This is a genomic window from Enterococcus sp. DIV0806c (assembly GCF_051710905.1).
In the GTDB taxonomy this organism is placed as follows: domain Bacteria; phylum Bacillota; class Bacilli; order Lactobacillales; family Enterococcaceae; genus Enterococcus_B; species Enterococcus_B mundtii.
Genome location: NZ_JBIOLO010000001.1, coordinates 16,044 through 42,990, shown reverse-complemented (window position 1 = coordinate 42,990; position 26,947 = coordinate 16,044). Strand labels below are relative to the sequence as shown.

Genomic DNA, 26,947 nt, shown 5'->3' with positions numbered 1-26,947 from the left:
CGATTTCCTTTTGAGCTTTTATAAATGAGTTTGCATCGTATAAATAGCCCTCGCTACTTGTAAAACTTACATAAGCAACATTAATTCTCGCATCAATTTCATATTGCGTTTGACCTTCTGGATCTTTTAAATCTTCTACTCCATCTGCGACTAAATACCATTTTCAGCCCTTTAGTAAGCTTTCTGCTGGATGAGTGATAGATGCCTGTACTAAGTTAAAATACTGATGTTATAATAATATGTATTCAAACTATATCTATCACTTAGGAGTTCACGAGTATATGAAAAACAAGGTTTTTTTAACAATGAGTAGCTTATTTTTTTTGGTTACATTAACAAGCTGCAAATCTACAAGTACCACAAACACAGACTCTTCGGTAATCGCTAGTACAGTAACTACAGATAATGAATCATCCGCAACACCCTCTGATCACTCAGATTCAGAGAGCGAATCATCAAATGATACGACAACACTTCATGGATTAAACGATCCGGCCACAATCTACTTAAATGGAGAACCTGCAGTTACTATCGAAATTATTAAATCCAGTGCCCACCCTAATGATATCATTCAAGAACAAGAGTACTTGGCTTATCCTATAGATACTATCATTAGACTTGACATTCGCATGAAAAATCATTCAATAAAAGATTTTAACAATGGATCGAAGTTCTACAGAAACTTTGAGATTACTACAGAAGATAACATCCATGTCGATCCTACAGTGCAATCCCAACCAGACAATCAACCGGAAACTGATCCTTTAGAAATTGGTGCAACAGGAGTAGTCGAGTCATACTTTGTATTAGATGAAGATATGAAAAACACTAACGTTCAAACAATTAATATTGAATACTATTATCTACGTGATTTACTTAACCCAAATAGCCAAGATTTTCGTTCAATAAAATTTAAACTTCCAATTACGCATTAGTCTTCGATTTATTCCTTAATTTTTTAGTTTGATTTGTGTCATTGATTGATTTTCCGACAAAATAATGACAGTAAATCCATTGGACACTTTTTATAAGCTATCTATATCATTACAATTGTTCACATTTCCCGAGAAATAAGGCGGCAACTACGAAAGCTTTGTAGTTGCCGCCTGATGTTTGGAGGATACCTCCTATTGTTTCAGCTTCTGATCGATTTATGCTACTTCATACGTTGCTAATACTTGCAACACATTCGATGAACCACCAGGTGTTCCACTGCTTAATTCAACTGAGATTACATCGCCAGATTTATAATCAATTGTTTTACTAACTTTTACGTTGTCCTCTGCTCTTTCACGAACTGATCCATAATAAACTTTACCTTTATAGATTTCTGCGACATAGGCACCATTTTTACGAATGAACATTCGGTTGTTTCCTTCGAAACTTGCACGATCAAAATCAACGTCTAATCTGTTTCCTGTTAATTGAATATTCTTCACCGCATGTTCTAATAAAGAAGTGTCCACTGCTAAATCTTCTTCTAATGTGATCGATTCTAACAAGCGCTTGCCTGTTGAGCTGTGACCAGGTGAATTTGGTGCGGTATAGACTTCGATTACTTGTCCTTTGACACCGGAAATGCTACGACGTACTTGAGTACCTTCATCGGTTTTGCTTGTAAATGAATAGTAAGTTTTACCTTTATAGGTTTCAAAATGATAACGACCATCAACATAGACCATCAATCGTTCTGAACTGTTGAAACGTTCTGCATCTAGATTTAAATACGCATAAGCTTCACGATCTTGTGTTCCTACAGTCAATAAACTCGTTTCTGTTTTTTCTGGTTCTACTTGAATATTGTCAAATTTCGCCCAACCATTTCCTGTCGAAGAAAAACGAATGATGTATGTATTCTCTGTATCAGGGGTAGTAAATGTAAATTCTCTACGTGTCCAGTTTTCATTGTTGTGTGATGTTTCTTCTAACGAAATAAAACCTTCATCATGATTCATCGTACCAAATTCAACTTTTGCTGGAAAATCAGCGCTACCTGCTACATCATAGCCGAATGTATAGGTCGTGCTTGGTTTCAGTGCCAAATATTGATGAATGTTTTCTCCATAAGTAGCAACTGCATATTTATTCCCGCTCAACTCTTCGATTGTTGGATTCTGTGTACCTGGACTAGAAACGATCCAATGGTTCAAACCCTCATTGAAATCACCGTTTTTGATCGTCAACTGTTCTTCTACCTGATTACTAACATTCGCCGAATCACCTGTTGATTGACTTGCCGCAGATGTCACGACCGGTCCTCCTAACGTAAGAAGTAACATGCTTGTTGCTGCAATTTTTTTCAAGTTATTTTTTTTCATCTCAAGCTCCTTATTTATTTTTTTAGCGGATAATTCGTTATACAGCGAACCATAAAACATAATCTATCTCGCTCTCTAAAAAGAATAACTGATAAATATCTCAACAAGAAAACACTTTTTTCCGGAAAAATATTTTTATGGAAACATAACACTGAACAAAAATATGTAATGGATAATAATTGCAAAAAAATCAATAGTACAATAGATTTATCGAATGATTTCAATTATTCTTTTTCTTGGATAAAATAAAAAAATACAGCACAAAGCTGTATTTTTTTGAATTTTATTTTAGAGATCATTCAAGAAGGTCATCTATCAGAACATAACGCATGAAGGTGTCACTCATAATATTATTTGTTATGGTGAGTACGTTGTTTAAAATGCTGGGATATTTGAGCCTTTTGAATTATTTTTGATGTAGTCAGCGACTTCTGGTGTAGTCATCGCTTCTTTCAACACCTTGATTTTCTCGCTATCTTTTTCTTCCTCTCGAGTAACTAATTGCAACGCATAATGTTTGCTTGCTGCTTCGTCTTCGAGTAACAAGGCATCTTCTGTCGTCAAGTTTGCTGGTTCCAAATATGCTGGATAACAAAAGACCATCGCAATGTCACTTTCATCATAAGCTTTTACTAGATTCAAAAGATCAATACTTTCAAAGGTAAGATTTTTAGGATTCTCTACAATATCTGCGACTGTACCATCAAAACCGATTCCGTCTTTCAATTGAATGACTCCATTCTCATTCAAAATCGCTAACGCACGACCTTCATTTGTTGGATCACTAGGAATGCCCACTTTAGCGTTTTCTGGTAAATCATTGACATCATGATATTCTTTTGAATAAAATCCGCCAGCAAAATAATAGATTGGTTGGACAGCTACTAAATCAGCGTCTTTTTCTTGATTGAATCGTTCCATAAAGGGTTCGTGTTGCGCAAAGTTTGCATCTGCTTCCTTATGTTGGACGGCATCATTATAAGCAACATTATCACTGACTTCCATGATATTGATCGTGTAGCCTGATTTTTCTACTTCTTTTTTAGCAATTTCTAGAATATCTTTTGAGGATTCCAATTGAACCGCTACAGTGATTTCTTTTTTACTTTCTGCGGTTTCATTACTTCCACCACAGGCTGCTAAGACTAGAACACCAACTACAGCAAATGCAAATAAATAAAACTTTTTCATAACTTTTCTCCTACTTTCGTTTATCTAATGATTGTGCGACAAAGTTTCCAAACATTTGTAAAATAAAGACCAAAGCGATCATGATCACAATAGCAACATACATGACTCCATACTCATACCGTTGATAGCCGACACGGACAGCAAAATCACCGATCCCGCCCCCACCTACGACGCCCATGACGGTAGAATAAGAGATCATACTAACTGTTGTCGTGGTATAAGCCAACACTAAGCCGCTTCGCGCTTCAACAAATAAGAAGTGCCAGATGTATTGAAATCGGGAAGCGCCTAATGAATTTGATAAGGCATAGATCTCTTCCGGTACATCTAACAACACTTGCTCCACTAAACGAGCAAAAATTGCGACTGCCACAATACTAAGTGGTATAGATGAAGGAACAGGTCCAAAGGCCTTTCCTAAAATCGATCGCGTCACTGGGATCAACGCAATCACTAATAAAAGATATGGAAACGAGCGAACGACCGTCACGATGAAGTTGAGCAACCAGTATAACCAAGGATGGGTCCCTCTAACCTTAGGATTTGTCAAATATAGACCTAATCCTACTGGCAAACCTCCCAACACACAAACGAACATGGAAATCGCCATCATGATGCCCGTTTCTTTCAAACTATTGATTAGAGACGGCCAATATTCAATCAATGCTGTGGGCAAGTTCATCAGTCAAACTCCTTTTTATTTTTTCAAAATAGGTTAGTTCCTCTTCCTCGTACTGTTTTGGGTCATTCGTCAATTCACCGATCAGATGCCCATTTTCCATGACTAAGATCCGTTTACATAAGCGTTTGACGGTTTCCAGTTCATGACTAACAAAAAAAATAGTCGGTTGAAACTCGGCATGTGTTTTATGTAATAAACGAACTACACTTTCTGTATTTTCTTCGTCTAAAGAACTCGTTGCTTCATCACAAAGTAACAAATGTGGATCCCTACTTAACGCTCTTGCAATAGAAACCCGTTGTCTTTCACCTCCAGAAAGTTTGACTGGATAGCTTTCTGCTTTATGACTCATGCCAACAAAATCGAGTAGATCATTGATTTTTTTAGGCTCTTTCTTCCTTTGTAACTTTAAAGGTAATGCAATATTTTCGTAAACACGTAAATTTTCAAGTAGGTTATGATGTTGAAAAATCATACCTATTTTCTGTTGTTGCTGTCGGCGCTCTTTTTTTGATAATGACTGAACATCTACACCATTTAGTTTGATCGTACCTTCAGTAGGCGTTTCCATCAAATTCAATAAACGTAACAAGGTCGATTTCCCAGAACCACTTTTCCCAACAATCCCGATCACTTCCCCTTGTTTCACCGTAAAACTAATCTTATGCAACGACTTGGTCTTTTCATACTGCTTCGACACATTTACTAGCTCGATCACATTTTTCCTCCAGTCTATAAATGCAATTAAAAGATTAACACAAAGAAAAAAACTGTATTAATTTTATTGTTAACCAAAGATTTATCTGAATTTTTAAAAGAGTAAATAAAGTACAAAAACTTCTATTTTTATAATCTATTAAAAGAAAGCAAAAAGCAACTTTTTTACTCACCAATAAATATGTACTGTTTTTATTTCTGTACTAGTAAGCTCATAAAAGATAGCTTACTTATTCATTTTCGACCAGTCTATCTTGAGATTAAAATATATTTTTTATGGGTGAACTCCATAATTTATCAAATCTAAAAACAAATTGATTTAGTATACTATTTTTTTTAATTTGAGAAAAAATAATAAATAGAGCGAAAGTAAAAAGATGTTATAATTTGGATATTGGATGGCTTATTTAATGATACACTATAGATTGGTTCGTTATCTTATATGGTATCAAAAATTAGATTATTGATACATGAACGAATGACAGCTATCCTGGATACAATTATTATGGATGAAATAATCGGGACTGAAAATTGTTTGGGGAAGTAGTTTTTAGTACTTTTCGTCCATACAGTGTTAATGATGTGCCACTTTTAGCAACACTAAAAACGAGAGCAGAACAAAACTGTTTACTCTCGAAAAAAAGCAGCAGCCCGTCAAATTTGATAGGCTGCTGCTTATTTTGCTAGATTCAACGATCGTCAAGATCCAGTCATAATTCCATTAATTTTAAGTACGGTCAAAAATTCCTCTACATAAGCATCTTTTTCTTCATCTGTAAATTCTTTATCTAAACGATACTTGTTTCGCACAAAGGCTTTTATGTTTTCTTTCGTCGATTCAGCCTTTAACAAATCAAATATATCAATTGCTACGTCATTGTCTAAAACAAAACGTTCACTCTCAACCATGATGTATAAGTCATTCCCCATTTTTTCATAAGTAATGTTCTCATTGAGTTTCATGTCTTCCACTCTTTTCGTTATTCATTTGTACAGCTACGAACCATTTGATGCTTTAGGATTTCCTTGATCAAATTACACTCGGCTTCGTCTACACCTTGGGTATCATTGGTGGCATAATAATGATGTGCACGACATCCTCCACCGCATAAGTAGCGGAATGAACAATCGTTACATTTTGTTAAATGATTGATGCTTTGAGAGCGAATAAAAGCAATATTCTCTTCGCCAAAAACCTTGCTAAGTTGCTTTTCTCTAATATTTCCCAGTTTGTAGTCAGCAGTTTCTAACAGTTTACAGGCAAATATATCACCAACAGGATTGATTGCAAATTCTCCAACACCAAGTCCACAGGATTCTTTGATGGCGAAGGGTTTTAAAAATGGCGACCGATTTTTGTTCTTTTGTTTTAACTCGATTTCCGTTCTCTCACTCTCAGTTAAAGAAATCTCTGCCATTTTTGCACGTCCTAGTTCACTGAATCCGCCTAATTTATAATTGATGTTATTCTTCTTTAAAAATTCAACCGTTTCATCAATATTATTGAAATTATTATTGGTAATAATCGTATTGACTGCAATATTTGGATAATTCAAGTCTAATAGATTTTGAATCCCTCTCATTGCTATGCGATAACAACCTTTTCCTCTATTTTTATCATTTGCGACTTGGTCGATCGAATCTAAGCTGATGGTGATCGAATCACATCTTTCAGCTAGAAATGCTGCATCTTTTGCATTCCGTACTAAAGTCCCATTCGTGATCAAACCAATAGTTAAACCAATTTTTTTGGCATAATCGATATATTTTAGCGCATCCTTACTTAACCCAACCTCACCGCCAGTAAAGATAATTTTCTTTACACCACAATCCTTCAATTGATTGAGAACGTCAATCCATTCGACAAAGTTTAAACTATCCTCATATTCCTTTTCAGGACTGGCTTCTGCATAGCAGTAAACACACTTCAAATTACATTGATGGGTCATAACTAAATAAGCTGTCTCTGGTATTCCATGCTCCGCTTTTTCTACTTCAATCGAGTCCTCTAAAAGGATTTGAAACAGATCCATTTTTTTCTGGGTCGCCATTGGTAGATGGTTGTAATCTTGCTTTTTTATTTTGTTTAATTCTTCTTGATCAACTAATATCCATGTACTACGCAGGACATTATGTACGATAAATTGTTCATTGAATCGATAGGCATGAAGATTCTCTTTGATTCGGATAAAATCACCTCATTTTTTAAACCACAAGTTCGTTTTCGCAGGGTAAACCGAAGGGAGCGCCCACTTTCTGCACCAAAAATAAGTAGGAAGTGTTGATAAAAGCCCTTTCAAAAAGCTGAAATCCACAAAAAATTTCGCAGACCTCAGCTTGCTTGTCGGGAAGAGACATCACTGTCATGTTCTCTTTTTCACTTATGATCCTTGACCAGAAATAACACCACAAGCACATGGAGCTGTATATGCTCCCACAATTTTTTTCAATTCAGGTTTTTTAAACATTTGCACCCCTCCTTTATGTTATGAACTAGTGACATACAATAAACACAAGAATAAGGAGTAACAGAAACTATCTTCTTTTTCAGATTAAATTTCTAATCTACCACTTACCTTCTGCTTTAAGAAAAAAAATGAAAATATAGTTCACTTTTTTTCCTAACTAAAGTATAATATGTTTTATAAAATTTTGTCAAACATTTACTTAAGGGGCGGAAAAAAATGAACTTCCTTACAAAGAAAAGCTATATTTATATCTTTATATCAACGTTGTTAGTCTTAGTAACTGTACTAACCACCTTGATTGCACCATTTATACTGAACAGTATCCAAAGCTACCAAGCTTCCTCTATATTTTCTATTATTTTCCTAATAATTGGTGCTATGACACTTTCATATATTTTCCAAGTCTGTCTGATCATTTATCGGGAAAACTTTGCAGAAAAGTTCAATTTAACTTCCTTTTCCACTCTATTATCTAAAATATATACATTAAAATTTGAGAAATATATCAATTTAGAATCCGGGAATTTAGTTTCTCGAATTTTTCGAATCGTGGATACAACCTACACATTTATGACAACTAGCTTCTTTTTAGTACTAAAATCGACCATCTCTATTCTCATCGTCTTAAGTATATTTTTTTCACTTAATTCAGTAATTTTTTTAATCACACTCATCCTGATCCCAATCAATCTTTTTTCTTATATTTTTATCAATAAAACACTTAATTTAAGAATCAAGACAATGCAAGACGAAAATGCTCAAGCTCAGAAAGACTTGATTCTACTACTAGGAAACCCAGAACAATTTAAAATGTTGCCGAATTTTGATTTCGTGAAGCAGTTAACTTTCTCAACCATCAAAAATATGTATTCAAGTTTGGCATCAACAAATAAATTTGCCCAGATCACTAGTTATACTGTCTCATTCATCAACCAACTTTCTCAAAATATTATTTTTATAACGATCAGCTACTTGGTGTATAATCAACAGCTCCAGTTGAATAATATGATGGTAGTCAGTATACTAATGCCTATTTTCTTCACTTCCCTTTCTGATTTATCCAAAATCAATGTCGATTATCGAACGGTCGTGGCAAACCAACAATTTGTTCAAGAAAACTTAGAACTTCATCAAGAAGATTTATCTGGCACACCAATTGGCCAAATCACTAGCATTAAATTTGAAGATCCGCAAATCACGATGACATCAAATGCAAAAAGAATCCATCTATCATTGACTGAAACATTGAATTTAGGAGATATTTGTTACATCGAAGGTCCTTCTGGTTCTGGAAAATCAACCTTGATAAAATCAATATTGGGGTTTTATGAAAGCAATGGTCTATATATCAATGATCTTCCTATTGAACAATTAGACACAAGGTTAGTCAGGGAACAGATGACTTATCTCTCTCAAGCGACTCTACTCTTTTCAAATACTCTTGAATACAATATCACTCTCGGTCAGACGATTTCTGACGAGAAAAAAGAAGCGTTGAAACAATCATCACTTCTTGCACCGATTTTTAAAAACAAAAACTGGGATTCTTTGATCGTTGACAATGGCGCCAATCTCTCAGGAGGAGAAAAGCAACGTGTGTTTATTGCTCGCATGATGCTCCAAGACAGCAAGATATGGATTCTAGATGAAAGTACTAGTAGTATCGACAAAGACTCTGCGGATGCCATATTTAATACACTTATTAAGATGCACCAAAATAAAATTATTTTATTCACCTCCCATGATAAAGAGAATAAAGCTTTTGCGAATAAAATCATTCAACTGTCCTCTCATGTAGAGACGATAGATTAACGTTTAAGGAAGGTATTTTCAATGGAAAATTATTACTCTGTCAATGAGGTCGCTGATATGTTAGATGTTACCACACGTTCTATCCGCAACTACATTAAGTCTGGAAAACTGACAGGTTTGAAAATAGGAGGAAAATGGTATTTTTCAACGGATAATATTTTAGACTTTATTGCGGGCCATCAACTTGTTTTTTTTATGGACAAGAATGATTCTGCTATCAACAAATTACCTTATACACTAAGATTCAATCTGTATTTTGAACATGTTAGCTCTATACAAACATTTAAAGATAACATTCTTGACTACCATCAAGATGTTTATGCTAATGATCAAGACCGATTATTTTATTACCAAATATATAAGGAAAAACATGCAGAATTACTTTTAAGTGGAAGTTTTGACTATGTCATCAATTTTGGCAAATGGATCAATCATTTGTTGCAACAACAAACGGACATCTATGAAGTAACTTATACAGACGATTAAATTGTGTATCTGATCCTATCTTCTTAAAAATTAAGTAGACAGACGTAATCACACAATATGTAAAATCAAAAAACAAGAAAAGAGCCACAAAACCTAGCAACAGGTTCTTGTAGCTCTCTTCTTATCTTTTAAGGTTGAACACCTTTACTTCAAATTCAAGAAGCAATTATTACTCTTTTTTTGTTAACCAGACAGCTATTGTTGGCGAGTTCCCATCATAAGGACTTCCTTTTACATCCCCGTAAAACCCACTAACAACAAAACCAGCCGCTTCCATTTCTTTTTGCAGAGTTGCTTTTGTAAAATACGTCATCCATAAATAATAAGTTTTGGTTTCGTTCGCAGTAAGGATCGTCGTTTGTTCTAAAGTTACACGTTCGTTGTATTTTGTATTATATTGCAAGGCCACATGGGGTTCATCTGTCCAAAATCCTCCATCTGGACAAGTATCCCAAACTCGCTTTTCTTCAAATGATTGATGACTTGCCATCGAAAAAACATCCAATAGAACTTTTCCTGTTGGTTTTAGATGCTGATAAATTTTTTCCAATAATCGTTTTCTATCACTCGCTGATAACGCCCCAAAGTCACAATAGATCATCGTGATGATATCGTATTGTTTATCTAGATCCATTGTCAGATAATCTGCATAATGGTACGTAATCGGTAACTGTTGGTCTTCCGCAGATTTTTTGGCATATGCTATCGAACGCTTAGAAAAATCAAGCCCCGTTACTTCATACCCCAATCGACTAAATTTTTCTGCATAGATTCCCGGACCACAGCCAATATCTAATACCATTGGATAGGTTTTCGGCGGGATTACTGTATTGATCCAACGAACAGATTCATCAATAAACCCAGCTTTTCGACTTGCACCTTCAAATTCAGGGTCAAGATGTGCTTGTAAAATTTGTTTTGAGATGTGACGATCATCCCAAAATGCGCCTTTCGTTTGTTGATAAAGTGTTGGTTGGTTTAAAAGTGTTTCAATCATTGTTTTCCATCTCCTCATTTTCTTTTTATAAATTTGAACAAAAGAAAAAAGCCGTAGATTTTACTCTACGGCTTCCCTACATAAGGCGAAGATGCGAGTAAAATAAAATCAAATACATAGGTACGCTAAATAAAGCTGTGTCTCAGCTAATTTTTTAACCTATTGAATTGATTTTATTTACTCGCTTCCAATCATACCCATGTTACTGATTATATAACATCTGATATGCCGGATTCATCACCTTTTTCTGTTAAATTTATAGTTTCATTCTATAGAGAATACCTGTAATTGTCAATTTTTCTCTGGTAAATATAAAACGATCGTAAAAGAAGCATATCTATAAAATAATGGTACACCAAAGTAATTTTTTCTAAACGGGAGAAATATTCGTGGATGGCGCAGTCAACTATTTTAGTCGTTTTGAAAGGGGAGCCTTCATGTAATTGCTTTTATTTATACTCCCTGATTTTAGGTGGGATATACTGTTCAACAAAAGGCTGGATCTCTGTCAGTGCATCCGCAAACAAAATTTTATCGAAGTCTTCTCTTGTTAAAAAGCCTTGATCGACCATGGCTTGATACTGCTGCTTTAATGGATCAAAGAATCCTTGGTGATTCATTAACACACATGGATTGACATGCTGGCCGATTCTTCCCCAAGAAATCACTTCAGTAATTTCTTCGATGGTTCCAGGACCGCCGGGCAGTGCAATATAGACATCTGATAATTCAATCATTTTTTGTTTCCGTTCGTGCATCGACGACACGATCATCAAAGAGGTGACATCTTTTTTTGCTAGTTCTCGTTTTGCCAAAAAGTCAGGCATGATACCTGTCACTTTCCCTCCAGATCCTAGTACTGAATCAGCAATAATCCCCATTAAACTAGCATTTCCACCACCATAAACCAACTGATATTCATTCTTCCCGATCCACTCACCTAAGCTTCTCGTTACTCGTTCAAATTCTGGAGAATTCCCTTTACTTGCTCCGCAATAGACTGCAATGTTCATTTCCGCAACCCCTTCCAAATTTTTTTCAGCTTATGCTATTATATAATTGAAAGGTGGTTAACCTCAACATGAACATGAAAGAATACAATGATTGGGTAGTTGATTTTTATAAAAAAAGAAATTGGTACGACTACGATCCATTTATCCGTATCGGCTTTTTAACTGAAGAAGTTGGCGAAGTTTCAAGAGCGGTTCGAAGTCTCGAAATCGGTCGGGATCGTCCGGATGAATCTATACAAACAATTGATTTTTACAAGGAAAATCTGATGGAGGAATTGGGTGATGTCTTAGATAATGTTCTGATTCTTGCTGATAAATATGACTTAACATTCGAAGAAATCATTCATCACCACAAACAAAAACTAGAGAACCGGTTCAATATGTAGTCTTCTCACGATGCCATTTCCAATTTTTTTAGAAAAACCCTTTCCATCGTGCTATACTCTAAAGAAAAAGAATCTTGAGGTAAACACATGGCTATCTTTGAAAGTCTTAACTTAAATAAATTGTCTGCCGTTGAACAAGAGATTTACCGCTTTATCGTTAATAACCTTGAGAAAATACCTTATATGCGGGTACGAGATATAGCGACGGATGCGCATGTTTCTTCAACTTCTGTCTTTCGTTTTATCCAAAAAGTCGGCTTTGATTCATTTCCGGAATTTCGTTTTTATATTAAAAACCATTTGGAAAAAGCCCATTATGAAACAGATGACAAGCAATTAATGTTAGAAGAACGAATCAATCAGTTGAACATGACTATTTTTCATCCCGATATTGAATACCAAATCAAAAAAATGGCAAAAACATTGCGTCAAGCTGATTTTATCCTATTTATGGGCATGGGGGCTTCGGGAGCATTAGCACAATATGTGGCACGAAAATTAGCGAATATCGGTTACTTTTGTATTAGCTTAGATGAACTGACTTATCCGATTCGTAGTTTTTTGCGTCCAGATCAAAAAAATGCGTTAGTCTTTTTGAGTGTTTCAGGTGAAACAAAAGAACTAATCGAAGTAATTTCAGGTTTAGCTCATGCTGATAGCGTGCATAAGTATTGTATTACCGCACATAAAGAAAGTTCATTGGCTCAATTGTGTGATTACTCGATTGACTATGCCATTAAAGAAGAACGGAAAGACATCTTTCTTGATTTGACTAGTCAGCTACCTTCCATGGCGATCCTTGAAACACTGATCGGTTATTTAGAGGATGAATGATTCACCACTCAATTTGGAACACTATGTTCCTACCACGAAATAATTTTCATTGTTCCAAATTTTTATCCTAAATAAGAATGCGCTTACTTTTCTTTCACACCTTTCGCTATAATGAATCCATCATATAGCGAAAGGTGTTATTCTTATGCAAAAATTCAATGATTTATTAGATCGAAGTCTTGTTCCTATTGCAACACGGTTAAACAACCAACGACATATTGCAGCCGTTCGAGATGCATTCATGCTTATTTTTCCATTAACGATTTCTTCTTCATTAGTCATCCTAGTCAATAATATTTTATTTTCAAAAGACAGTTTTATCGTGCAATTATTTCAACTTTCACGTATCTTTCCAAATTTAGAAAGTGCGCAACAAGTCCTTGCTTCTGTAGCAAATGGCACAATCAATATCATGAGTTTGTTTATTGCTTTTTTAGTCGCTCAGCTTTTGGCAAAACATTTCGAAGCTGATGCAACCTTAGTTGGGCTAACTAGTGTCGCTTGCTTTATGATCTTTTACCCTACTTCTTTTGCAGTCGATGAAATGAATGTCATCTCGACGCAATATTTGGGTGCTCAAGGGTTATTCGTTGCGATGATTGTCGCTTGCTTGGTTGGAGAATTCCTACCGAAATTATTCAAAGTCAAGAAATTGCAAATCAAGATGCCTGAACTCGTTCCACCAGCTGTTTCTCGCTCTTTTTCTGGGATGATCCCAATCATTATCGTTGTTTCTATGTCAGCTTTGATCAACTTCTTCGTCTTGATGATCGCGCCTGAAGGAATCAACGAGTTGATTTATGCCGGTATCCAAGCACCTTTACGTGACTTAGGTGGAAATGTGTTTGGTGTCCTACTCTTAGCTTTTATTCAGACACTGCTATTTTCTATTGGTATTCATGGGCCAAACACATTGAATGCTGTTCGTTCAGCGATTTTTACCGAGCAGGACTTAGCCAATCTCCAATTCATCAATGATGGTGGTTCGCTGTGGGATGTCCCTTACAAAGAAACCTGGGGCATCTTGAATGATATGTTTGCAAACATGGGTGGAACGGGTATGACCTTAGGCTTGATCATTGCGATTTTTATTGCTTCACGACGCCCTGAATATCGCGAAATTGCCAAACTATCTTTTGTACCAGGTATTTTCCAAATCAATGAACCGATGATTTTTGGACTACCGATCGTCTTAAATCCAATTATGATCATTCCTTTTGTTTTAACACCGATGGTCAATATTCTGGTCGGTTACTTCGTCACAGTCGTCTGGCCAATCATGCCATCACCAGCGATTGGTTTACCTTGGACCACACCAGGGATCATCAATTTGTTTTTAGGAACTGGTGGGAATATCATGGGAATTGTAATAGGCGTACTTTGTTTAGCGATTTCCGTTTTGATTTACCTACCTTTTGTCATGGCTTCCAACCGCGCACAACGCACAGAGATATAACTTGAGAATCACTGAAACTTAGGAGGAATTTGTATGAATAGAGAGTTACCCAAAGATTTTTTATGGGGAGGCGCAATTGCTGCTCATCAAGCAGAAGGTGCTTGGAATATTGATGGACGAGGTCCGAGTATCGCTGATGTTATGACTGCTGGCGGAAATGGGATTCCGCGGAAGATCACTAAAGGAGTCGTCGAAGGTGAATATTACCCAAACCACGAGGCCATTGATTTTTACCATCGTTACAAAGAAGACATCCAATTATTTAAAGAACTAGGCTTAAAATGTCTACGCACTTCCATTTCATGGAGTCGGATCTTTCCTACTGGTCAAGAAGAAACACCGAATGAACAAGGATTAAAATTTTACGATGATCTTTTTGATGAATGCTTAAAAAACGGGATCGAACCGGTAGTTACGTTGTCTCATTTTGAGATTCCTTATGCCATTTATGAAGATTTTGGTGGCTTTGCCAATAAAGCGGTCATTCCTTTATTTGTTAAATTTGCTCAGTGCGTATTTGACCGTTACAAAGACAAAGTAACTTACTGGATGACCTTCAATGAAATCAATAATCAGGCGGACGGACAAGAGCCCGTTCATGTTTGGACCAATTCAGCCATGATCATTGAAGATGACCAAGAGAAAGAGGCCTTAGTATTCCAAGCAGGGGTCAACGAACTGATTGCCAGTGCTTGGGCTGTCAATGAAGGGAAAAAGATCAATCCCAATTTTCAGATTGGTTGTATGATGGCTTACGTTCCAATCTATCCCTACTCCTGTGCGCCAGAAGATATGATTGCTTCAGTCAAAGCAAATGAACGTCGTTTCTTCTACAGTGATGTCCATGTACGCGGAGAAATCCCTACCTACACAGAAAAGTATTGGGAACAAAAAGGGCTCACAATCGATATTAGCGAGAAAGAACGACAAATTTTACGTCAAGGAACTGTTGACTATATCGGTTTTAGCTATTATATGTCGGGAACGATCACAACTCTTCCCGATGTTGAGGGCAGACAAACAGAAGATATTCCTTCAGCAAAACTAGTTAAAAATCCTTATATTACTGCTTCTGACTGGGGCTGGCCGATTGATCCTGTTGGGTTACGTTATGTATTGAATACGGTGTACCAGCGTTATGATCTCCCCCTGTTTATCGTTGAAAATGGTTTTGGTGCCTACGATCAGTTAACTGATTCAAATGAGATCCATGATGACTACCGGATCAATTATTTAAGAGAACACATCGAACAAATGAAAAAAGCAGTAGTTGAAGATGGTGTACCATTAATTGGTTACACACCTTGGGGAATCATCGATATCGTCAGCTTTGGCAGTGGTGAAATGGAAAAACGCTATGGCATGATCTATGTCGATAAGGATAATACCGGTAAAGGAACCTTACAACGTTTGAAAAAAGATTCCTTTGCTTGGTACCAACAAGTGATTGAAACCAATGGGGAACAGCTTTAGTAACGAACAAAGAAAGGCGATCCGACTTCATTGTCGTGACCGCCTTTCTTTGTTATGTTTCATATTTTTCTTTCACAACTGCTAAGTAATGTTGCAGACCGATATTCATTACCCAGGCTACACCTAGACCAATGAAACTACCGATGACGATACCAATAAAACGATACTCGATCAATGAGATCAAGTACGTGTTCCTGACCAATGTCGAAAGCATCAATGCCATGGGGTTCAAGAAAATATTCGCCACTGCATAATTTCGGGCAACTAAAAACTGAGAAATACCATAAAGAAACGTAATTAAAAAAATCGTTTCAAGTTGGGAAAAAGGAATCAGTGATAAGACAGCCGATAAACACAACCCTAACATCGAACCAATCAAATATTGCACTTGCCGATGTTTCATCGCATCTAAATTCTCAGCCAATAAAATCGAGGCACAAGACAGTGTAAGCCAATAAGGATTTTTCATGTTCAAGCCATGGCTCACATAAACGGAAAGGAATAATGCAGCGCTGTAAAAAATCGAATCAATGATCACTAAAGGTTCTTGGTGAAAACGCTCCTTCAAAGATACCTTTATTACTTCCTGTTCCGGGCGCGAATCCATTTTTTTCGTTAGAAATGCAGCAATCAAAGCAAACACAACACCCATAAAGAAAAAAGAAGCTACTGTCGGCAAATGGGAAAATGGAACGGACATACTCGTTCCCATAGCCGCTAACATCGCAAAGAATAAGCCCCCTGGTTTAGAAATATGGAACAAACGCAAAATAAATCGACTGAAAAAAGCAACTGCTCCAACAGCAAATGGTTCAAGCCAGATGACATACGTCGACAATAGCCCTAATGTAAAAGCCAGTAATAGACCGCAACCAATCAAAAATAGGCGCTTTAATAATTGCTTCATCGGAATGTTCTGGTAGTAAAAGAAGGTAAAGATACCTAGAGAAGAGAAACTTGAAATCAAAAAATTATGATTGATGTAACCGATCCATAAAACGAGAAAGATCATCACCATCAGATTCATGATACGAAATGGATTTTCTTGAATTTTGTTAAATGTAAAATAAGATTTAACCATAAAAAACCTCCTTATTTTGAAATGTATATAAAAATCGTTTTCGCCTTAAGGATGTCTTGTCTATTTATAAGAAGTATCAAAGAAATCAACTATTAGAAGTAAAAGGAGAGTTTTCCAGAGAAAAATTTAAACGAATTTACTTTATCTAGTATAACACCAATTTTCATCGCTTAAACAGCCAGAAATTCCCACCAATCATTAAATAACTAATTAAATATTATAATTAATTAATAATAACCACCATTATTTGTAATAATATAGATAGTTTTAGCTATCTAAAATTAAAAGCTTTTCATCTAGTCAAAGAATTTGTGAAATCTGCTTTATTTTTTTGTATTTTAAATTTATACTATGAAAGAAATCATTTTTAATAACAAAAAAAAATTAAAATTTATTGTTACATAAAGTTTTTTTGATTTTAACATCAGACATATACGTTGGAGAACACAGAAAGGACAAAAAGTAAGGAAAATGAAGAAAATTATTTTAATTATCAGTAGCTTGTTTGCATGTGTCGGTTTATTTTCTTTTATTCATTTTTTGAATTCTCCTGTTCGAGATGTTACCTCCAAAGCTGAAATGATCCAAACAGACGAAATTAAAATGGAATATGTTCCTACAAAAAATCAATTATTGAAAAGCATTGGTGACTCGGTCGATTTTTTAGGCATCTACGAAGTAACAGAAATCAATTTTAATGATACACCCCATATCGTACTAACAAAAGAAGATGAAAATGAACTATCGTTTGAAATCAGAGTGACTGATCCAAAAGAGCAATCATTCTCGATTCCAGCAATAAAATTCTCTCCACAAAACATTCATGTTTCTGATACATTTGGCATTGCGAAAAAAAATGATCGTTACTTTGCCTATAAAAACAATGTATCCATTGAAGGAGAACCTTACAACACACGCTGACATACCCTACGGGGGTAAATATAAATTTACATTTAGACTATAAAAAAGCAAACTGAAACGAAGAAATTCCTCTTCCTTTCAGTTTGTTTTTTTTTGAGATCCAACGAATATCTGTCCATCCTTTAGTATCGATTTATCTATGTTATTTAAAATAACAATAAAAAATAAATACGCTTGTTATCCAAATTTTTGATCTAATAATGAGTTATCCACAGTGGATAACTCATTAGCTCTTTCTATTTGTCCACAAAATCCGTCATCTTTGACCTTGTGATCGATCGAGCTCAGGTTTGTTTACTTCTTTGTATCGTCTATCCTTTAAGCGTGACGATGACAGTAAGTAAAACTGATAACAGGAGAACGAGCAAATTACACCTCGATTGCTCTACATAAATAAGTACGGTAATAAAACTTGTAATGATTGCTGGATAAAATTTTTTTCGTTTTCTCATATGCATCCCTCTTTAACTATCATTGTGCCTAAAAAATTCGACTGTTTTTTTATTTTTTACTTATGTTTCTGTTAAATTTTTTTATAATCGTTAAACGAGTCAAGAGCATACAAAAAAACACAGAACAGGAAAGGAGTATTCCCTAACTATTCTGTGTCTTTTGATTGACTATGTTATTCAAGTATCTAGCGATAGTACGCTTCAATTTTACGACTTGGGATCAACCAAGTAACCAAAATCAAGACATTGACTATTAACACGGCGATGGGCGCAATCAAATATCCCAAAATCAATCCCACGACATTCAAACCAATAGATACGTAGGATTTACGATAATTGCCAAACAACTCTTTAATAGATGCATTCTCGTCTTCTTCTGAGGCAACTAATGTCCTTGCTAACAAATAATACGTGAGATTCGCTCCTAATATCACTATACCATAGGTCATTTCAGGGACAAGACTGTTACTGTATTCGCTGATCCATGAAGTAACGAAAGGAAACAGCGACAGGAAAAAAATAAAAAAGCTATTCACCCAGAGCACTCGCCCATTCACTTTGTGGACGGCTTGAAACAAATGATGGTGGTTATTCCAATAAATGCCTAGGGTAAAGAAACTAATGATATAAATAAGAAAACGTGGCGCAAGTGCAACTAGCGCTTCCAAGGTATCTGAGTGTGGTTCATGTAGCTCCAACACTAAAATCGTCATAATAATAGCGATCACGGCGTCTGTAAAGGCTTCTAGTCGATTTTTCGGCATGACTTTCCTCTCCTTTCGCTTCATTTTATTCGTAATAAGGGCAAAAAAGCAACCTTTTCACACCAAAGTAGCAAGTAGAAATCGGGCTCTGGGTGGAGGTTAAGTCAATCAATCCTTGCTATACTTACTATATAGAAAACAGCAAGCGTAACTTCTATTGAGAAGTTTATCAAACGAGAAAAGAGGCGATCATCATGCAAAAAAGAAATACGTTTCAAACAATCATCCTATTAGTGGTAGGTTTCGTCGTAGCTAGCTTTGTCCTCAATCTATTCGTTGGCGTGATCAGTGGTTTATTATGGTTAGGTATTAAATTGTTGATTCCAGCAGCCATTGCAATTTGGTTAGTCCGTTGGATCACTCGCACCACGCAACAAAGAAAATACTACTAATACTATTTTCCTAAATGAAAAACAAAAAGAGGCAGAAAATTTCTGCCTCTTTTTTTACTTCTTTTAAATGATATATCATTTAACCTAATGCTACATCTAAGATCATCATGATAATAAAACCAGTCATAACACCAAAAACTGCATAGTGTCGTTTACTTGAAAGTGTTTGTTGCGCTTCAGGAATCAGTTCCTCCACGACGACGTAAATCATTGCACCCGCAGCAAAAGCTAAGGCATAAGGTAGTAAGACTGCAACTTTTGTCACTAAGATTGCCCCGATGACTCCAGCAATCGGTTCAACCACTCCTGAAGCTTGCCCATAGACAAAAGCTTTTGTTCGACTTAATCCTTCTTGTCGGAGAGGAATCGAAACAGCCGCACCTTCTGGAAAGTTTTGAATACCAATACCTAGCGCAACAGAGATCGCTGCTAGCACCGCAGTCGTTGGATTATCTGCAGTTGCCGCTGCACCAAATGCAACACCTACTGCTAATCCTTCTGGAATATTATGCAAGGTAATGGAAAAGACAAGCAAAATCGTGCGTTTTAAATGTGTTGGTAAGCCTTCTTTTTCGTGTGCTGGACCAAAATGCATGTGTGGTAAGGTTTTGTCGGCAATGTATAAAAATAATCCCCCTAGCCCAAAACCAATACTCACCACAAGCCAAGCAATATCACCATTTTCTTCTGCTTTTGTGATTGCCGGATCTAATAAAGACCAAAAACTGGCGGCGATCATCACACCCGAAGCGAAACCTAACATCAAATTGAGTACATCTTTTTTGATTTCTTTAAAGAAAAATACTAAGCCAGCCCCAAGCGCAGTCATAAAATAAGTAAATGCCGTACCCGTCAACGCTTGCTGCCAAGGTTCTAGCTTCAGTAACCAATCAACCATACAATTCCCCTTTCACCTTTTTATTCTTACTCTAGCATATTGCCAAAAATGTGACTACTATTCTACTATTAATCTGATGATCCTTTATTCTAAGCGGTTATCCCCTCACGCTTTTCCAATCATTCCCAAACCACTTATGGTAAAGATCATCAACGACTTGAACATTTGTAATCGTCATGTTTGGATCGACCACCGTATCTTGCTTCTTACCTGAGGAAAGTAAATTGGCGACATGACGGATCTCAAAGACAAATTCACTATCCATTGGAAAATCTTTTGTTAACACTTCTCCGTTGTTCATCTGGATCGTATAATGGTCTGTTTTCCAATAGTTAGGGATAATGATCGTCCCTTTTTCTCCAACGATGGTATACGTACTAGTAAAATCCATTTTTGTCGTAAGGAATAAACTGATTAAAAGGTCTTTCTTCTTCAGGTTGACCATACACTCTTCGTCCGTCAGACCTTCTCCATGTTCTACACATAAGCCGTTATATTCATCAAATCCTGTACCAAATAAATATTGACTGACACTTAATGGGTAAGAGGCGTTGGAAATTAATACGCCACCTCCTTGTTCCATCTTCCAGAACCAAGGAATCTTCTCTGAACCTGGTCTTGCATCACGTATCTCCACTAATTGAACGTTTCCGATTTTTCCGGTCTCAATGGTTTTTTTCACATCTTCGATCGCAGGTAGAAATAGGGCTTTTTGTGCTTCCATGAGAAAAACCTTGTGTTCCTTAGCCAAGGCATAGAGTTCTTGTGCTTGCTCCGAATGTAGCGTAAAAGGCTTCTCCAAAAGCACATGTTTCTTTGCTTGGATCGCGGCTTTCGCAGCTGAAAAATGCAAGTGATTGATCAATGGAATATAAATCAGTTCTATCTCGTTATCAGAAAGTAACGCTGCGTAACTGCCATACGCTTTTGGAATACCTAACTCTGTGGCTAACTGTTGCGCCTTTTCTAAGCGACGTGTCGCAATCGCTACAGCTTGTGCCACGCCACTTTCTTTGATTCCCTCCACAAAACGAGGTACGATCGAGGCACCGCTCATAATCCCGATTTTCAGCATACTCTTCCTCCTAACATTTTGAATCCACTATAACATAGTTTCACACATTACTGGCAATTCACTCTACTTGGTTGAAAGTCGCTTTAGTTGGGCTTTTGATAAGGAAGATTTATACTTTAGACAATAAATATAATTTGTTTTTTTAAGGAGTGGATCAAAATGTCAACGATAAATGCCGGTATTGCCATGGTAAAAGTGCTTGAAAGCTGGGGAGTTGATCATATTTATGGGATTCCGGGTGGTTCGTTCAATTCCATTATGGATGCGTTGTACCATGAAAAAGACCAAATCGATTATATCCAAGTACGTCATGAAGAAGTGGGCGCGTTAGCTGCCGCAGCGGATGCCAAATTAACAGGAAAAGTCGGAGCTGTCTTTGGCTCAGCTGGTCCTGGAGCCACCCATTTGATCAACGGACTTTATGATGCCCAAATGGATCACGTCCCAGTTGTCGCCCTTTTAGGACAAGTGGCTTCGACTTCTATGAATTATACTGCCTTTCAAGAATTAAATGAAAATCCAATTTTCGCTGATGTTAGTGTTTATAATCGGACAGTCATGACACCAGAAAGTTTACCTTATGTCGTTGACGAAGCGATCAAGGCAGCTTATGCACATCAAGGAGTCGCTGTTGTGACGATCCCAGTTGATTTTGGTTTTGAAGAAATCGAGTGGCAGGATGTTTCTAATGCTTCTACGTACAAAACAGGGGTGATCCTCCCTGAGATGGAAGACGTGAAAGCAGCCCTTCCTTATCTCGAACAAGCTCAAAAGCCTGTCTTGTTCATCGGTCAAGGTGTTCGTCATGGCTATGATCAGATCAAGAAATTTACCGAATATTTCAAAATGCCAGTGGTTGCCTCTGTTTTAGCAAAAGGGATCGTGCCAGATGAAGACAAAAATTTTCTTGGATTTGCAGGTCGGGTAGCGACAAAACCTGCGAATGAAGCGTTGGCAGAAGCCGATTTGATTTTATTTGTAGGAAGTGACTTCCCTTTTGGGCGGACGTTCTTCAATCCAGAAGCTGCCTTTATCCAAGTCGATATTGATGCCGCCAAATTCGGCCGCCGCCACCACACCGATTTAGCTATCTTAGGTGATGGTAAAACAACGTTAGAAAACCTAGTTGAATGGGGGAAAGAGCGCTCAGAAGATGCTTGGTATCTAGCCAATCAAGAAAATCTTCGCAATTGGCGGCGTTGGTTAACATCGTTTGAAGAACCCACAGAGCAATCGATTCGACCAGAAGCAATCTATAAAGAAATCAACCGGATTGCTGAGCGTGATGCTATTTTTGTGACAGATGTTGGAAATACGACCATTCATTCGATCCGTTTGCTGAACATGACTGGTGAGCAGTTACACACTACTTCTGGTTGGTTTGCAACGATGGGCAACGGTGTACCAGGAGGCATTGCTGCTAAATTAAGTTTTCCGGAGAGACAAGTCTTTACTTTGAGCGGAGACGGCGGTTTTGCCATGGTGATGCAAGATATCTTGACTCAAGTCAGCTATCAGTTGCCAATCATCAATGTCGTTTTCTCAAATGATTCATTCGGATTTATCGAAGCAGAACAAGAAGATACTGAACAACAAAAATTTGGTGTTTCCCTTGAACAAGCTGATTTTGGGAAAGCCTGCGAAGCCTTAGGTGCCGATGGCTTCACGATCACACACTACGAACAATTACGCCCTGCCTTCGATGCTGCGGCGAAATCTGATCGACCAGTCGTGATCGACGTCAAGATCCCCAACAAACGGCCCTTACCTGTCGAAGACTTACACTTAGACCCAAGAAAGTATAGCGAAGAAGAAATTGAGCGCTTCAAAGAAAAATACGAAGTACATGATATGCCGGTGCTTCATGAAATATATACGCATCATCTTTCTAAACAGTTGTAAAAATCCAGTAAACCACAAGTTAGTGAGAAAAGATCCACCTCAAATTGATAGGATTTGAGGTGGATCTTTTTCAAATTTCATACACTTATTTTATTACTAATCATTTAAACGCATAAACAATCTGATTGATTCCAACGACCATAAAGTAAAAACCAACTAAAAAACTTAGCGTCAACGCAGAGGATAAAGGATTGAATAATAAAATAATACCTAGTAAGATACCCAATACATTGATGACCACCGTAAACCAATAATGTCCTTCACTTATTCCTCTGAATAAATCAGCAGTAAATAAAGCCAAAACAGAATCAATAATAAACCAAACAGCGAAGACAAATGGTAGTGCAACTACCCCAGCACCAATATTGAAAATGAAAAAGATCCCAATCAATAAATCAATGACCCCAATCACTATCGGCATCTTCCCTTTATATCCTGTCAGTTCTTTTACTCGACTACGTAGAAATAACTCAAATAATCCTTTTAGGATCGCAAAAATAGCAAATACAATAACGATAGCAACTAAGTTACCTACTGGATCGCGAAAAGAAATCAAGGAAACTAAAACAAATAATATCCCTAAAACGAGTGAACCCCAATCAATTTTTCTACTTTCTTTCATTTTAATCCCTACTTTCTTCTAATCTATTTCTATCTTACGCTCCCATTTAAATAACTTCAAAAATTTAGCATTTATGAAAATGCTTTAGTTGTAAAAAAACGGTTTATCTCTTTTCTTCCTCTGATTGTTTCACGTGAAACGTAAAGAATTACTGATTTCCTTGAAACTTTCAACATTCCCCTATATAATTCTAGAAGACTTGGCAAATATTATAAACATAAAGTGAGGAAAAAAATTGATTACTGTAAATGATGTAAGTTTGCACTTTTCAGATCGCAAACTATTTGATGATGTTAATATAAAATTCACTCCCGGCAATTGTTATGGCTTAATTGGAGCAAATGGTGCAGGTAAATCAACATTCCTTAAAGTGTTATCAGGTGACTTGCAACCTTCAACAGGCTCTGTCACATTAGGTCCAGATGAACGTATGGCTGTTTTGAAACAAAACCACTATGACTATGAAGAATATACTGTGATGGAAACAGTAATCATGGGCCATAAACGTTTATATGAAGTAATGAAAGAAAAAGATGCCATCTATATGAAAGAAGATTTCACAGATGAAGATGGGATTCGTGCGGCAGAATTAGAAGGCGAATTTGCAGAATTAAACGGTTGGGAAGCAGAGCCAGAAGCAGCAGTTCTACTTCAAGGATTGAACATTCCTGAAGAATTACATCATCAATTGATGAGCGAACTAACTGGTGGCCAAAAAGTGAAAGTGTTGCTTGCGCAAACGCTATTCGGTAAACCAGATGTTTTACTTCTAGATGAGCCGACAAACGGACTAGATATCCAATCGATCAACTGGTTAGAAGAATTTTTGATCGAATTTGAGAATACAGTGATCGTTGTTTCCCATGACCGTCATTTCTTGAATAAAGTATGTACCCACATGGCAGATTTAGACTTTGGAAAAATCAAACTTTATGTAGGAAACTACGATTTCTGGTTAGAATCAAGCCAATTAGCAACTAAGTTACAAGCAAATGCCAATGCGAAAAAAGAAGAACAAATCAAAGAATTACAAGACTTTATCGCACGTTTCAGTGCAAATGCGTCAAAATCAAAACAAGCAACATCCCGTAAAAAAATGTTAGAAAAAATCACATTGGATGATATCCAACCTTCTTCACGTCGCTATCCTTTCGTTGGATTCAAACCAGAACGTGAAATTGGAAATGACTTACTACAAGTAGAAAACGTTAGTGTCACAATAGATGGTAAAAAGATTTTAGATGATATATCATTTACATTAAACAAAGAAGACAAGGTAGCATTCGTTGCTGAAAACGATATAACAACTACAACCCTGTTTAAAGTTATCATGGGCGATCTAACACCAGATACCGGTACTGTCCGTTGGGGTGTAACAACTAGCAATGCTTATCTACCAAAGGATACAACGAAGGAATTCGATACGGACTTAACGATTCTTGATTGGTTACGTCAATATGCAAGTAAAGAAGAAGACGACAATACGTTCTTACGTAGCTTCTTAGGTCGTATGTTGTTTTCTGGTGAGGAAGTATTAAAACCTGTGAATGTTCTTTCTGGGGGCGAAAAAGTTCGTTGTATGCTTTCTAAATTGATGCTTTCAAAAGCAAACGTCCTTGTCTTGGACGACCCAACGAATCATTTAGATTTAGAATCAATTACTGCATTGAATGATGGTTTGATGGCATTTTCAGGTTCGATCCTATTTGCTTCTCATGACCACCAATTCATCCAAACGTTAGCAAATCGTATCATTGCTGTTTCTGATAAAGGCGTGATCGATCGTGCAGATACGACGTATGATGAATTCTTAGAGAACAAAGACATCCAAAAACAATTAGAACAATTGTGGAACTAAATATTCCAAAATAACTATAAAAACAGCTGTACAACGTGAGTACTCTTACGTTGTACAGCTGTTTTTCTTTTTTATCGACTCACACCCATTGAAAAGATGGCGATACACCCGTAGCCTGTATGACTGGCGATCGTTGGTCCTAAGGGATAGAGTTTGATTTCTTTTGTTTTGATATTTTCTTCTAATAATTTTTTGGCTTTCTCAGCACTTTCTAGGTCTCCGGCATAAGCGATATACACCGTTTGTTCCAATGGAGCTACGATCGTTTTGACTGTTTCCTCCACGATTTTCTGAATGGATTTGTTTCTGCCACGCACTTTATCGACATTCTTCAAATGACCACTTGGTTCAACGGTAATGATCGGTTTCACGCTTAACAGACTACCAATAGCAGCACTTGCTTTAGAGATGCGTCCTCCTCGTTCTAAATGCTTTAAATCGTCAACGGTTACCCAAGAATGAACTTTGAGATAATTATTTTGTAACCAAGCCAATGTTTCTTCCAAAGAATAACCCGATTCTTTCAAACGAACCGCTTCTAATACAAGTAGTCCTTCCCCGATACTTGCGGCTTTCGTATCAAACACATGAACTTGCGGGTCCTCATAGGTTTCTTTCAATAATTCGACTGCTTGTAAGGCACTGCTGTAAGAACCACTCATGCCACTCGAAAAAGCAACGTACAAGACTGGGATACCTTTCTCCACATAGCTACGGAAGAACTCCAAATAGCGACCCACATTGATTTGTGAGGTCGTAGGCATTGCTCCTTCACGTAACTGTTGGATGTACCCTTCATAATCAAATGTTTTTCCCAGATCATCGATTCGTATTTCCTCACCAATCTGGATCTCCATGGATAAAAAATCAACATTTGCATTTGCCAACACTTGATAGGGCAGATCGCAACATGAATCTGTGACTATTTGATACATTCGTTCCAACTCCTTTTTTTCTCCACTTTTCATCGCAGTCTATTATAGCAAACTCCTTTAATTTTAAATAACTTCAGCTCTTATATTCGTTGTACTTGGTACAAGCCAATCAAGCGAACGCTTAAATGAACACGATCAGTCTAAAACAAAAGTCACATTCATTTTTGTGTGTCGCCCTAAAACCGATAAATAATGGCAACAGGAGTAATCTCTT

25 protein-coding genes are annotated in these 26,947 nt (G+C 36.7%); 11 read left to right on the top strand and 14 right to left on the bottom strand.

From position 1 onward, the window contains the following. Window positions 1-281: 281 nt before the first annotated feature. Window positions 282-935 (top strand): hypothetical protein, encoded by a 654-nt coding sequence (locus IGK77_RS00190; RefSeq protein WP_074801093.1) that lies wholly within the window; start codon window positions 282-284, stop codon window positions 933-935. 216 nt (window positions 936-1,151) lie between these two features. On the opposite strand, the gene IGK77_RS00185 is transcribed toward IGK77_RS00190, so the two are convergent. From IGK77_RS00185 to IGK77_RS00160, 6 genes are all read right to left on the bottom strand, one after another. After that, complete coding sequence (locus tag IGK77_RS00185; RefSeq protein WP_074801096.1) at window positions 1,152-2,318, bottom strand: carbohydrate binding domain-containing protein; 1,167 nt, start codon at window positions 2,316-2,318, stop codon at window positions 1,152-1,154. 375 nt (window positions 2,319-2,693) lie between these two features. Further along, window positions 2,694-3,509: a MetQ/NlpA family ABC transporter substrate-binding protein gene (locus tag IGK77_RS00180; protein ID WP_074801098.1), complete on the bottom strand. Its 816-nt coding sequence runs from the start codon at window positions 3,507-3,509 to the stop codon at window positions 2,694-2,696. Between the two features lie 10 nt (window positions 3,510-3,519). Continuing rightward, window positions 3,520-4,191 (bottom strand): methionine ABC transporter permease, encoded by a 672-nt coding sequence (locus tag IGK77_RS00175; RefSeq protein WP_062805922.1) that lies wholly within the window; start codon window positions 4,189-4,191, stop codon window positions 3,520-3,522. Continuing rightward, on the bottom strand, window positions 4,166-4,909 hold the full coding sequence (locus tag IGK77_RS00170) for an ATP-binding cassette domain-containing protein (RefSeq protein WP_074801101.1): 744 nt from the start codon (window positions 4,907-4,909) through the stop codon (window positions 4,166-4,168). Before IGK77_RS00170 ends, IGK77_RS00175 begins: the two co-directional genes overlap by 26 nt. A 698-nt stretch (window positions 4,910-5,607) precedes the next feature. Continuing rightward, window positions 5,608-5,871 carry a hypothetical protein gene (locus tag IGK77_RS00165; protein ID WP_071867635.1) on the bottom strand — a complete coding sequence of 88 codons (264 nt, stop codon included), beginning with the start codon at window positions 5,869-5,871 and terminating at the stop codon, window positions 5,608-5,610. A gap of 17 nt (window positions 5,872-5,888) precedes the next feature. After that, window positions 5,889-6,941, bottom strand: coding sequence for a radical SAM protein (locus tag IGK77_RS00160; protein WP_438712845.1), 1,053 nt, complete (start codon window positions 6,939-6,941; stop codon window positions 5,889-5,891). A 1,176-nt stretch (window positions 6,942-8,117) separates the two neighbouring features. Between IGK77_RS00160 and IGK77_RS00155 the strand changes: the two genes are divergently transcribed. Both IGK77_RS00155 and IGK77_RS00150 read left to right on the top strand, forming a co-directional pair. Next, window positions 8,118-9,188, top strand: coding sequence for an ATP-binding cassette domain-containing protein (locus tag IGK77_RS00155; RefSeq protein WP_229078051.1), 1,071 nt, complete (start codon window positions 8,118-8,120; stop codon window positions 9,186-9,188). 21 nt (window positions 9,189-9,209) lie between these two features. Continuing rightward, window positions 9,210-9,674 (top strand): helix-turn-helix domain-containing protein, encoded by a 465-nt coding sequence (locus tag IGK77_RS00150; RefSeq protein WP_071867639.1) that lies wholly within the window; start codon window positions 9,210-9,212, stop codon window positions 9,672-9,674. Window positions 9,675-9,843: 169 nt separating this feature from the next. Here IGK77_RS00150 and IGK77_RS00145 read toward each other — a convergent pair whose 3' ends face one another. Beyond that, complete coding sequence (locus IGK77_RS00145; protein WP_074801107.1) at window positions 9,844-10,671, bottom strand: class I SAM-dependent methyltransferase; 828 nt, start codon at window positions 10,669-10,671, stop codon at window positions 9,844-9,846. A 449-nt stretch (window positions 10,672-11,120) separates the two neighbouring features. Beyond that, on the bottom strand, window positions 11,121-11,684 hold the full coding sequence (locus IGK77_RS00140) for a TIGR00730 family Rossman fold protein (protein ID WP_074801110.1): 564 nt from the start codon (window positions 11,682-11,684) through the stop codon (window positions 11,121-11,123). Window positions 11,685-11,752: 68 nt separating this feature from the next. Between IGK77_RS00140 and IGK77_RS00135 the strand changes: the two genes are divergently transcribed. The 4 genes from IGK77_RS00135 (at window position 11,753) to IGK77_RS00120 (ending at window position 15,833) form a co-directional block, all read left to right on the top strand. Then, the gene (locus IGK77_RS00135; protein ID WP_074801112.1) at window positions 11,753-12,070 is read left to right on the top strand and encodes a MazG nucleotide pyrophosphohydrolase domain-containing protein; all 318 of its coding nucleotides are present in this window, start codon (window positions 11,753-11,755) and stop codon (window positions 12,068-12,070) included. A gap of 87 nt (window positions 12,071-12,157) precedes the next feature. Then, on the top strand, window positions 12,158-12,904 hold the full coding sequence (locus tag IGK77_RS00130) for a MurR/RpiR family transcriptional regulator (RefSeq protein WP_019722675.1): 747 nt from the start codon (window positions 12,158-12,160) through the stop codon (window positions 12,902-12,904). Window positions 12,905-13,049: 145 nt separating this feature from the next. Further along, the gene (locus IGK77_RS00125) at window positions 13,050-14,360 is read left to right on the top strand and encodes a PTS sugar transporter subunit IIC (protein WP_019722676.1); all 1,311 of its coding nucleotides are present in this window, start codon (window positions 13,050-13,052) and stop codon (window positions 14,358-14,360) included. 33 nt (window positions 14,361-14,393) lie between these two features. Further along, complete coding sequence (locus IGK77_RS00120) at window positions 14,394-15,833, top strand: 6-phospho-beta-glucosidase (RefSeq protein WP_019722677.1); 1,440 nt, start codon at window positions 14,394-14,396, stop codon at window positions 15,831-15,833. Window positions 15,834-15,885: 52 nt separating this feature from the next. Here IGK77_RS00120 and IGK77_RS00115 read toward each other — a convergent pair whose 3' ends face one another. Beyond that, window positions 15,886-16,914: an FUSC family protein gene (locus IGK77_RS00115; RefSeq protein WP_071867644.1), complete on the bottom strand. Its 1,029-nt coding sequence runs from the start codon at window positions 16,912-16,914 to the stop codon at window positions 15,886-15,888. Window positions 16,915-17,385: 471 nt separating this feature from the next. On the opposite strand from IGK77_RS00115, the gene IGK77_RS00110 reads away from it, so the two are divergent. Continuing rightward, window positions 17,386-17,835 carry a hypothetical protein gene (locus tag IGK77_RS00110; protein ID WP_019722679.1) on the top strand — a complete coding sequence of 150 codons (450 nt, stop codon included), beginning with the start codon at window positions 17,386-17,388 and terminating at the stop codon, window positions 17,833-17,835. 637 nt (window positions 17,836-18,472) lie between these two features. Here the strand turns inward: IGK77_RS00110 and IGK77_RS00105 are convergent. Next, window positions 18,473-19,051, bottom strand: coding sequence for a TMEM175 family protein (locus tag IGK77_RS00105; RefSeq protein ID WP_071867646.1), 579 nt, complete (start codon window positions 19,049-19,051; stop codon window positions 18,473-18,475). A gap of 194 nt (window positions 19,052-19,245) precedes the next feature. On the opposite strand from IGK77_RS00105, the gene IGK77_RS00100 reads away from it, so the two are divergent. Then, on the top strand, window positions 19,246-19,443 hold the full coding sequence (locus tag IGK77_RS00100) for a hypothetical protein (protein ID WP_065096712.1): 198 nt from the start codon (window positions 19,246-19,248) through the stop codon (window positions 19,441-19,443). A gap of 79 nt (window positions 19,444-19,522) precedes the next feature. On the opposite strand, the gene IGK77_RS00095 is transcribed toward IGK77_RS00100, so the two are convergent. Together IGK77_RS00095 and IGK77_RS00090 are read right to left on the bottom strand one after the other, a co-directional pair. Further along, a complete protein-coding gene (locus tag IGK77_RS00095; RefSeq protein WP_019722681.1) occupies window positions 19,523-20,341 on the bottom strand; it encodes a ZIP family metal transporter in 819 nt (272 codons plus the stop codon). Window positions 20,342-20,438: 97 nt separating this feature from the next. After that, complete coding sequence (locus tag IGK77_RS00090) at window positions 20,439-21,416, bottom strand: Gfo/Idh/MocA family protein (protein ID WP_074801116.1); 978 nt, start codon at window positions 21,414-21,416, stop codon at window positions 20,439-20,441. Between the two features lie 159 nt (window positions 21,417-21,575). Here IGK77_RS00090 and spxB point away from each other — a divergent pair, with 159 nt between their 5' ends. Then, window positions 21,576-23,318: a pyruvate oxidase gene (spxB, locus tag IGK77_RS00085; protein WP_074801118.1), complete on the top strand. Its 1,743-nt coding sequence runs from the start codon at window positions 21,576-21,578 to the stop codon at window positions 23,316-23,318. A 100-nt stretch (window positions 23,319-23,418) separates the two neighbouring features. Here the strand turns inward: spxB and IGK77_RS00080 are convergent, their stop codons facing one another. Continuing rightward, window positions 23,419-23,940, bottom strand: coding sequence for an HdeD family acid-resistance protein (locus IGK77_RS00080; RefSeq protein WP_074801120.1), 522 nt, complete (start codon window positions 23,938-23,940; stop codon window positions 23,419-23,421). A gap of 235 nt (window positions 23,941-24,175) precedes the next feature. Here IGK77_RS00080 and IGK77_RS00075 point away from each other — a divergent pair, with 235 nt between their 5' ends. Beyond that, window positions 24,176-25,798, top strand: a complete 1,623-nt coding sequence (locus IGK77_RS00075; RefSeq protein WP_010734549.1) for an ABC-F family ATP-binding cassette domain-containing protein — start codon at window positions 24,176-24,178, stop codon at window positions 25,796-25,798. A gap of 71 nt (window positions 25,799-25,869) precedes the next feature. Here IGK77_RS00075 and IGK77_RS00070 read toward each other — a convergent pair whose 3' ends face one another. After that, on the bottom strand, window positions 25,870-26,733 hold the full coding sequence (locus tag IGK77_RS00070) for a DegV family protein (RefSeq protein WP_010734550.1): 864 nt from the start codon (window positions 26,731-26,733) through the stop codon (window positions 25,870-25,872). Window positions 26,734-26,947 lie beyond the last annotated feature (214 nt).

Bases quoted from the DNA above. Each gene is read 5' to 3' on its own strand.
- IGK77_RS00190 (WP_074801093.1), top strand. From the start codon at position 282: ATGAAAAACAAGGTTTTTTTAACAATGAGTAGCTTATTTTTTTTGGTT.
- IGK77_RS00185 (WP_074801096.1), bottom strand. From the start codon at position 2,318: ATGAAAAAAAATAACTTGAAAAAAATTGCAGCAACAAGCATGTTACTT.
- IGK77_RS00180 (WP_074801098.1), bottom strand. From the start codon at position 3,509: ATGAAAAAGTTTTATTTATTTGCATTTGCTGTAGTTGGTGTTCTAGTC.
- IGK77_RS00175 (WP_062805922.1), bottom strand. From the start codon at position 4,191: ATGAACTTGCCCACAGCATTGATTGAATATTGGCCGTCTCTAATCAAT.
- IGK77_RS00165 (WP_071867635.1), bottom strand. From the start codon at position 5,871: ATGAAACTCAATGAGAACATTACTTATGAAAAAATGGGGAATGACTTA.
- IGK77_RS00160 (WP_438712845.1), bottom strand. From the start codon at position 6,941: ATGGATCTGTTTCAAATCCTTTTAGAGGACTCGATTGAAGTAGAAAAA.
- IGK77_RS00155 (WP_229078051.1), top strand. From the start codon at position 8,118: ATGCAAGACGAAAATGCTCAAGCTCAGAAAGACTTGATTCTACTACTA.
- IGK77_RS00150 (WP_071867639.1), top strand. From the start codon at position 9,210: ATGGAAAATTATTACTCTGTCAATGAGGTCGCTGATATGTTAGATGTT.
- IGK77_RS00145 (WP_074801107.1), bottom strand. From the start codon at position 10,671: ATGATTGAAACACTTTTAAACCAACCAACACTTTATCAACAAACGAAA.
- IGK77_RS00140 (WP_074801110.1), bottom strand. From the start codon at position 11,684: ATGAACATTGCAGTCTATTGCGGAGCAAGTAAAGGGAATTCTCCAGAA.
- IGK77_RS00135 (WP_074801112.1), top strand. From the start codon at position 11,753: ATGAACATGAAAGAATACAATGATTGGGTAGTTGATTTTTATAAAAAA.
- IGK77_RS00130 (WP_019722675.1), top strand. From the start codon at position 12,158: ATGGCTATCTTTGAAAGTCTTAACTTAAATAAATTGTCTGCCGTTGAA.
- IGK77_RS00125 (WP_019722676.1), top strand. From the start codon at position 13,050: ATGCAAAAATTCAATGATTTATTAGATCGAAGTCTTGTTCCTATTGCA.
- IGK77_RS00120 (WP_019722677.1), top strand. From the start codon at position 14,394: ATGAATAGAGAGTTACCCAAAGATTTTTTATGGGGAGGCGCAATTGCT.
- IGK77_RS00115 (WP_071867644.1), bottom strand. From the start codon at position 16,914: ATGGTTAAATCTTATTTTACATTTAACAAAATTCAAGAAAATCCATTT.
- IGK77_RS00110 (WP_019722679.1), top strand. From the start codon at position 17,386: ATGAAGAAAATTATTTTAATTATCAGTAGCTTGTTTGCATGTGTCGGT.
- IGK77_RS00105 (WP_071867646.1), bottom strand. From the start codon at position 19,051: ATGCCGAAAAATCGACTAGAAGCCTTTACAGACGCCGTGATCGCTATT.
- IGK77_RS00100 (WP_065096712.1), top strand. From the start codon at position 19,246: ATGCAAAAAAGAAATACGTTTCAAACAATCATCCTATTAGTGGTAGGT.
- IGK77_RS00095 (WP_019722681.1), bottom strand. From the start codon at position 20,341: ATGGTTGATTGGTTACTGAAGCTAGAACCTTGGCAGCAAGCGTTGACG.
- IGK77_RS00090 (WP_074801116.1), bottom strand. From the start codon at position 21,416: ATGCTGAAAATCGGGATTATGAGCGGTGCCTCGATCGTACCTCGTTTT.
- spxB (WP_074801118.1), top strand. From the start codon at position 21,576: ATGTCAACGATAAATGCCGGTATTGCCATGGTAAAAGTGCTTGAAAGC.
- IGK77_RS00080 (WP_074801120.1), bottom strand. From the start codon at position 23,940: ATGAAAGAAAGTAGAAAAATTGATTGGGGTTCACTCGTTTTAGGGATA.
- IGK77_RS00070 (WP_010734550.1), bottom strand. From the start codon at position 26,733: ATGTATCAAATAGTCACAGATTCATGTTGCGATCTGCCCTATCAAGTG.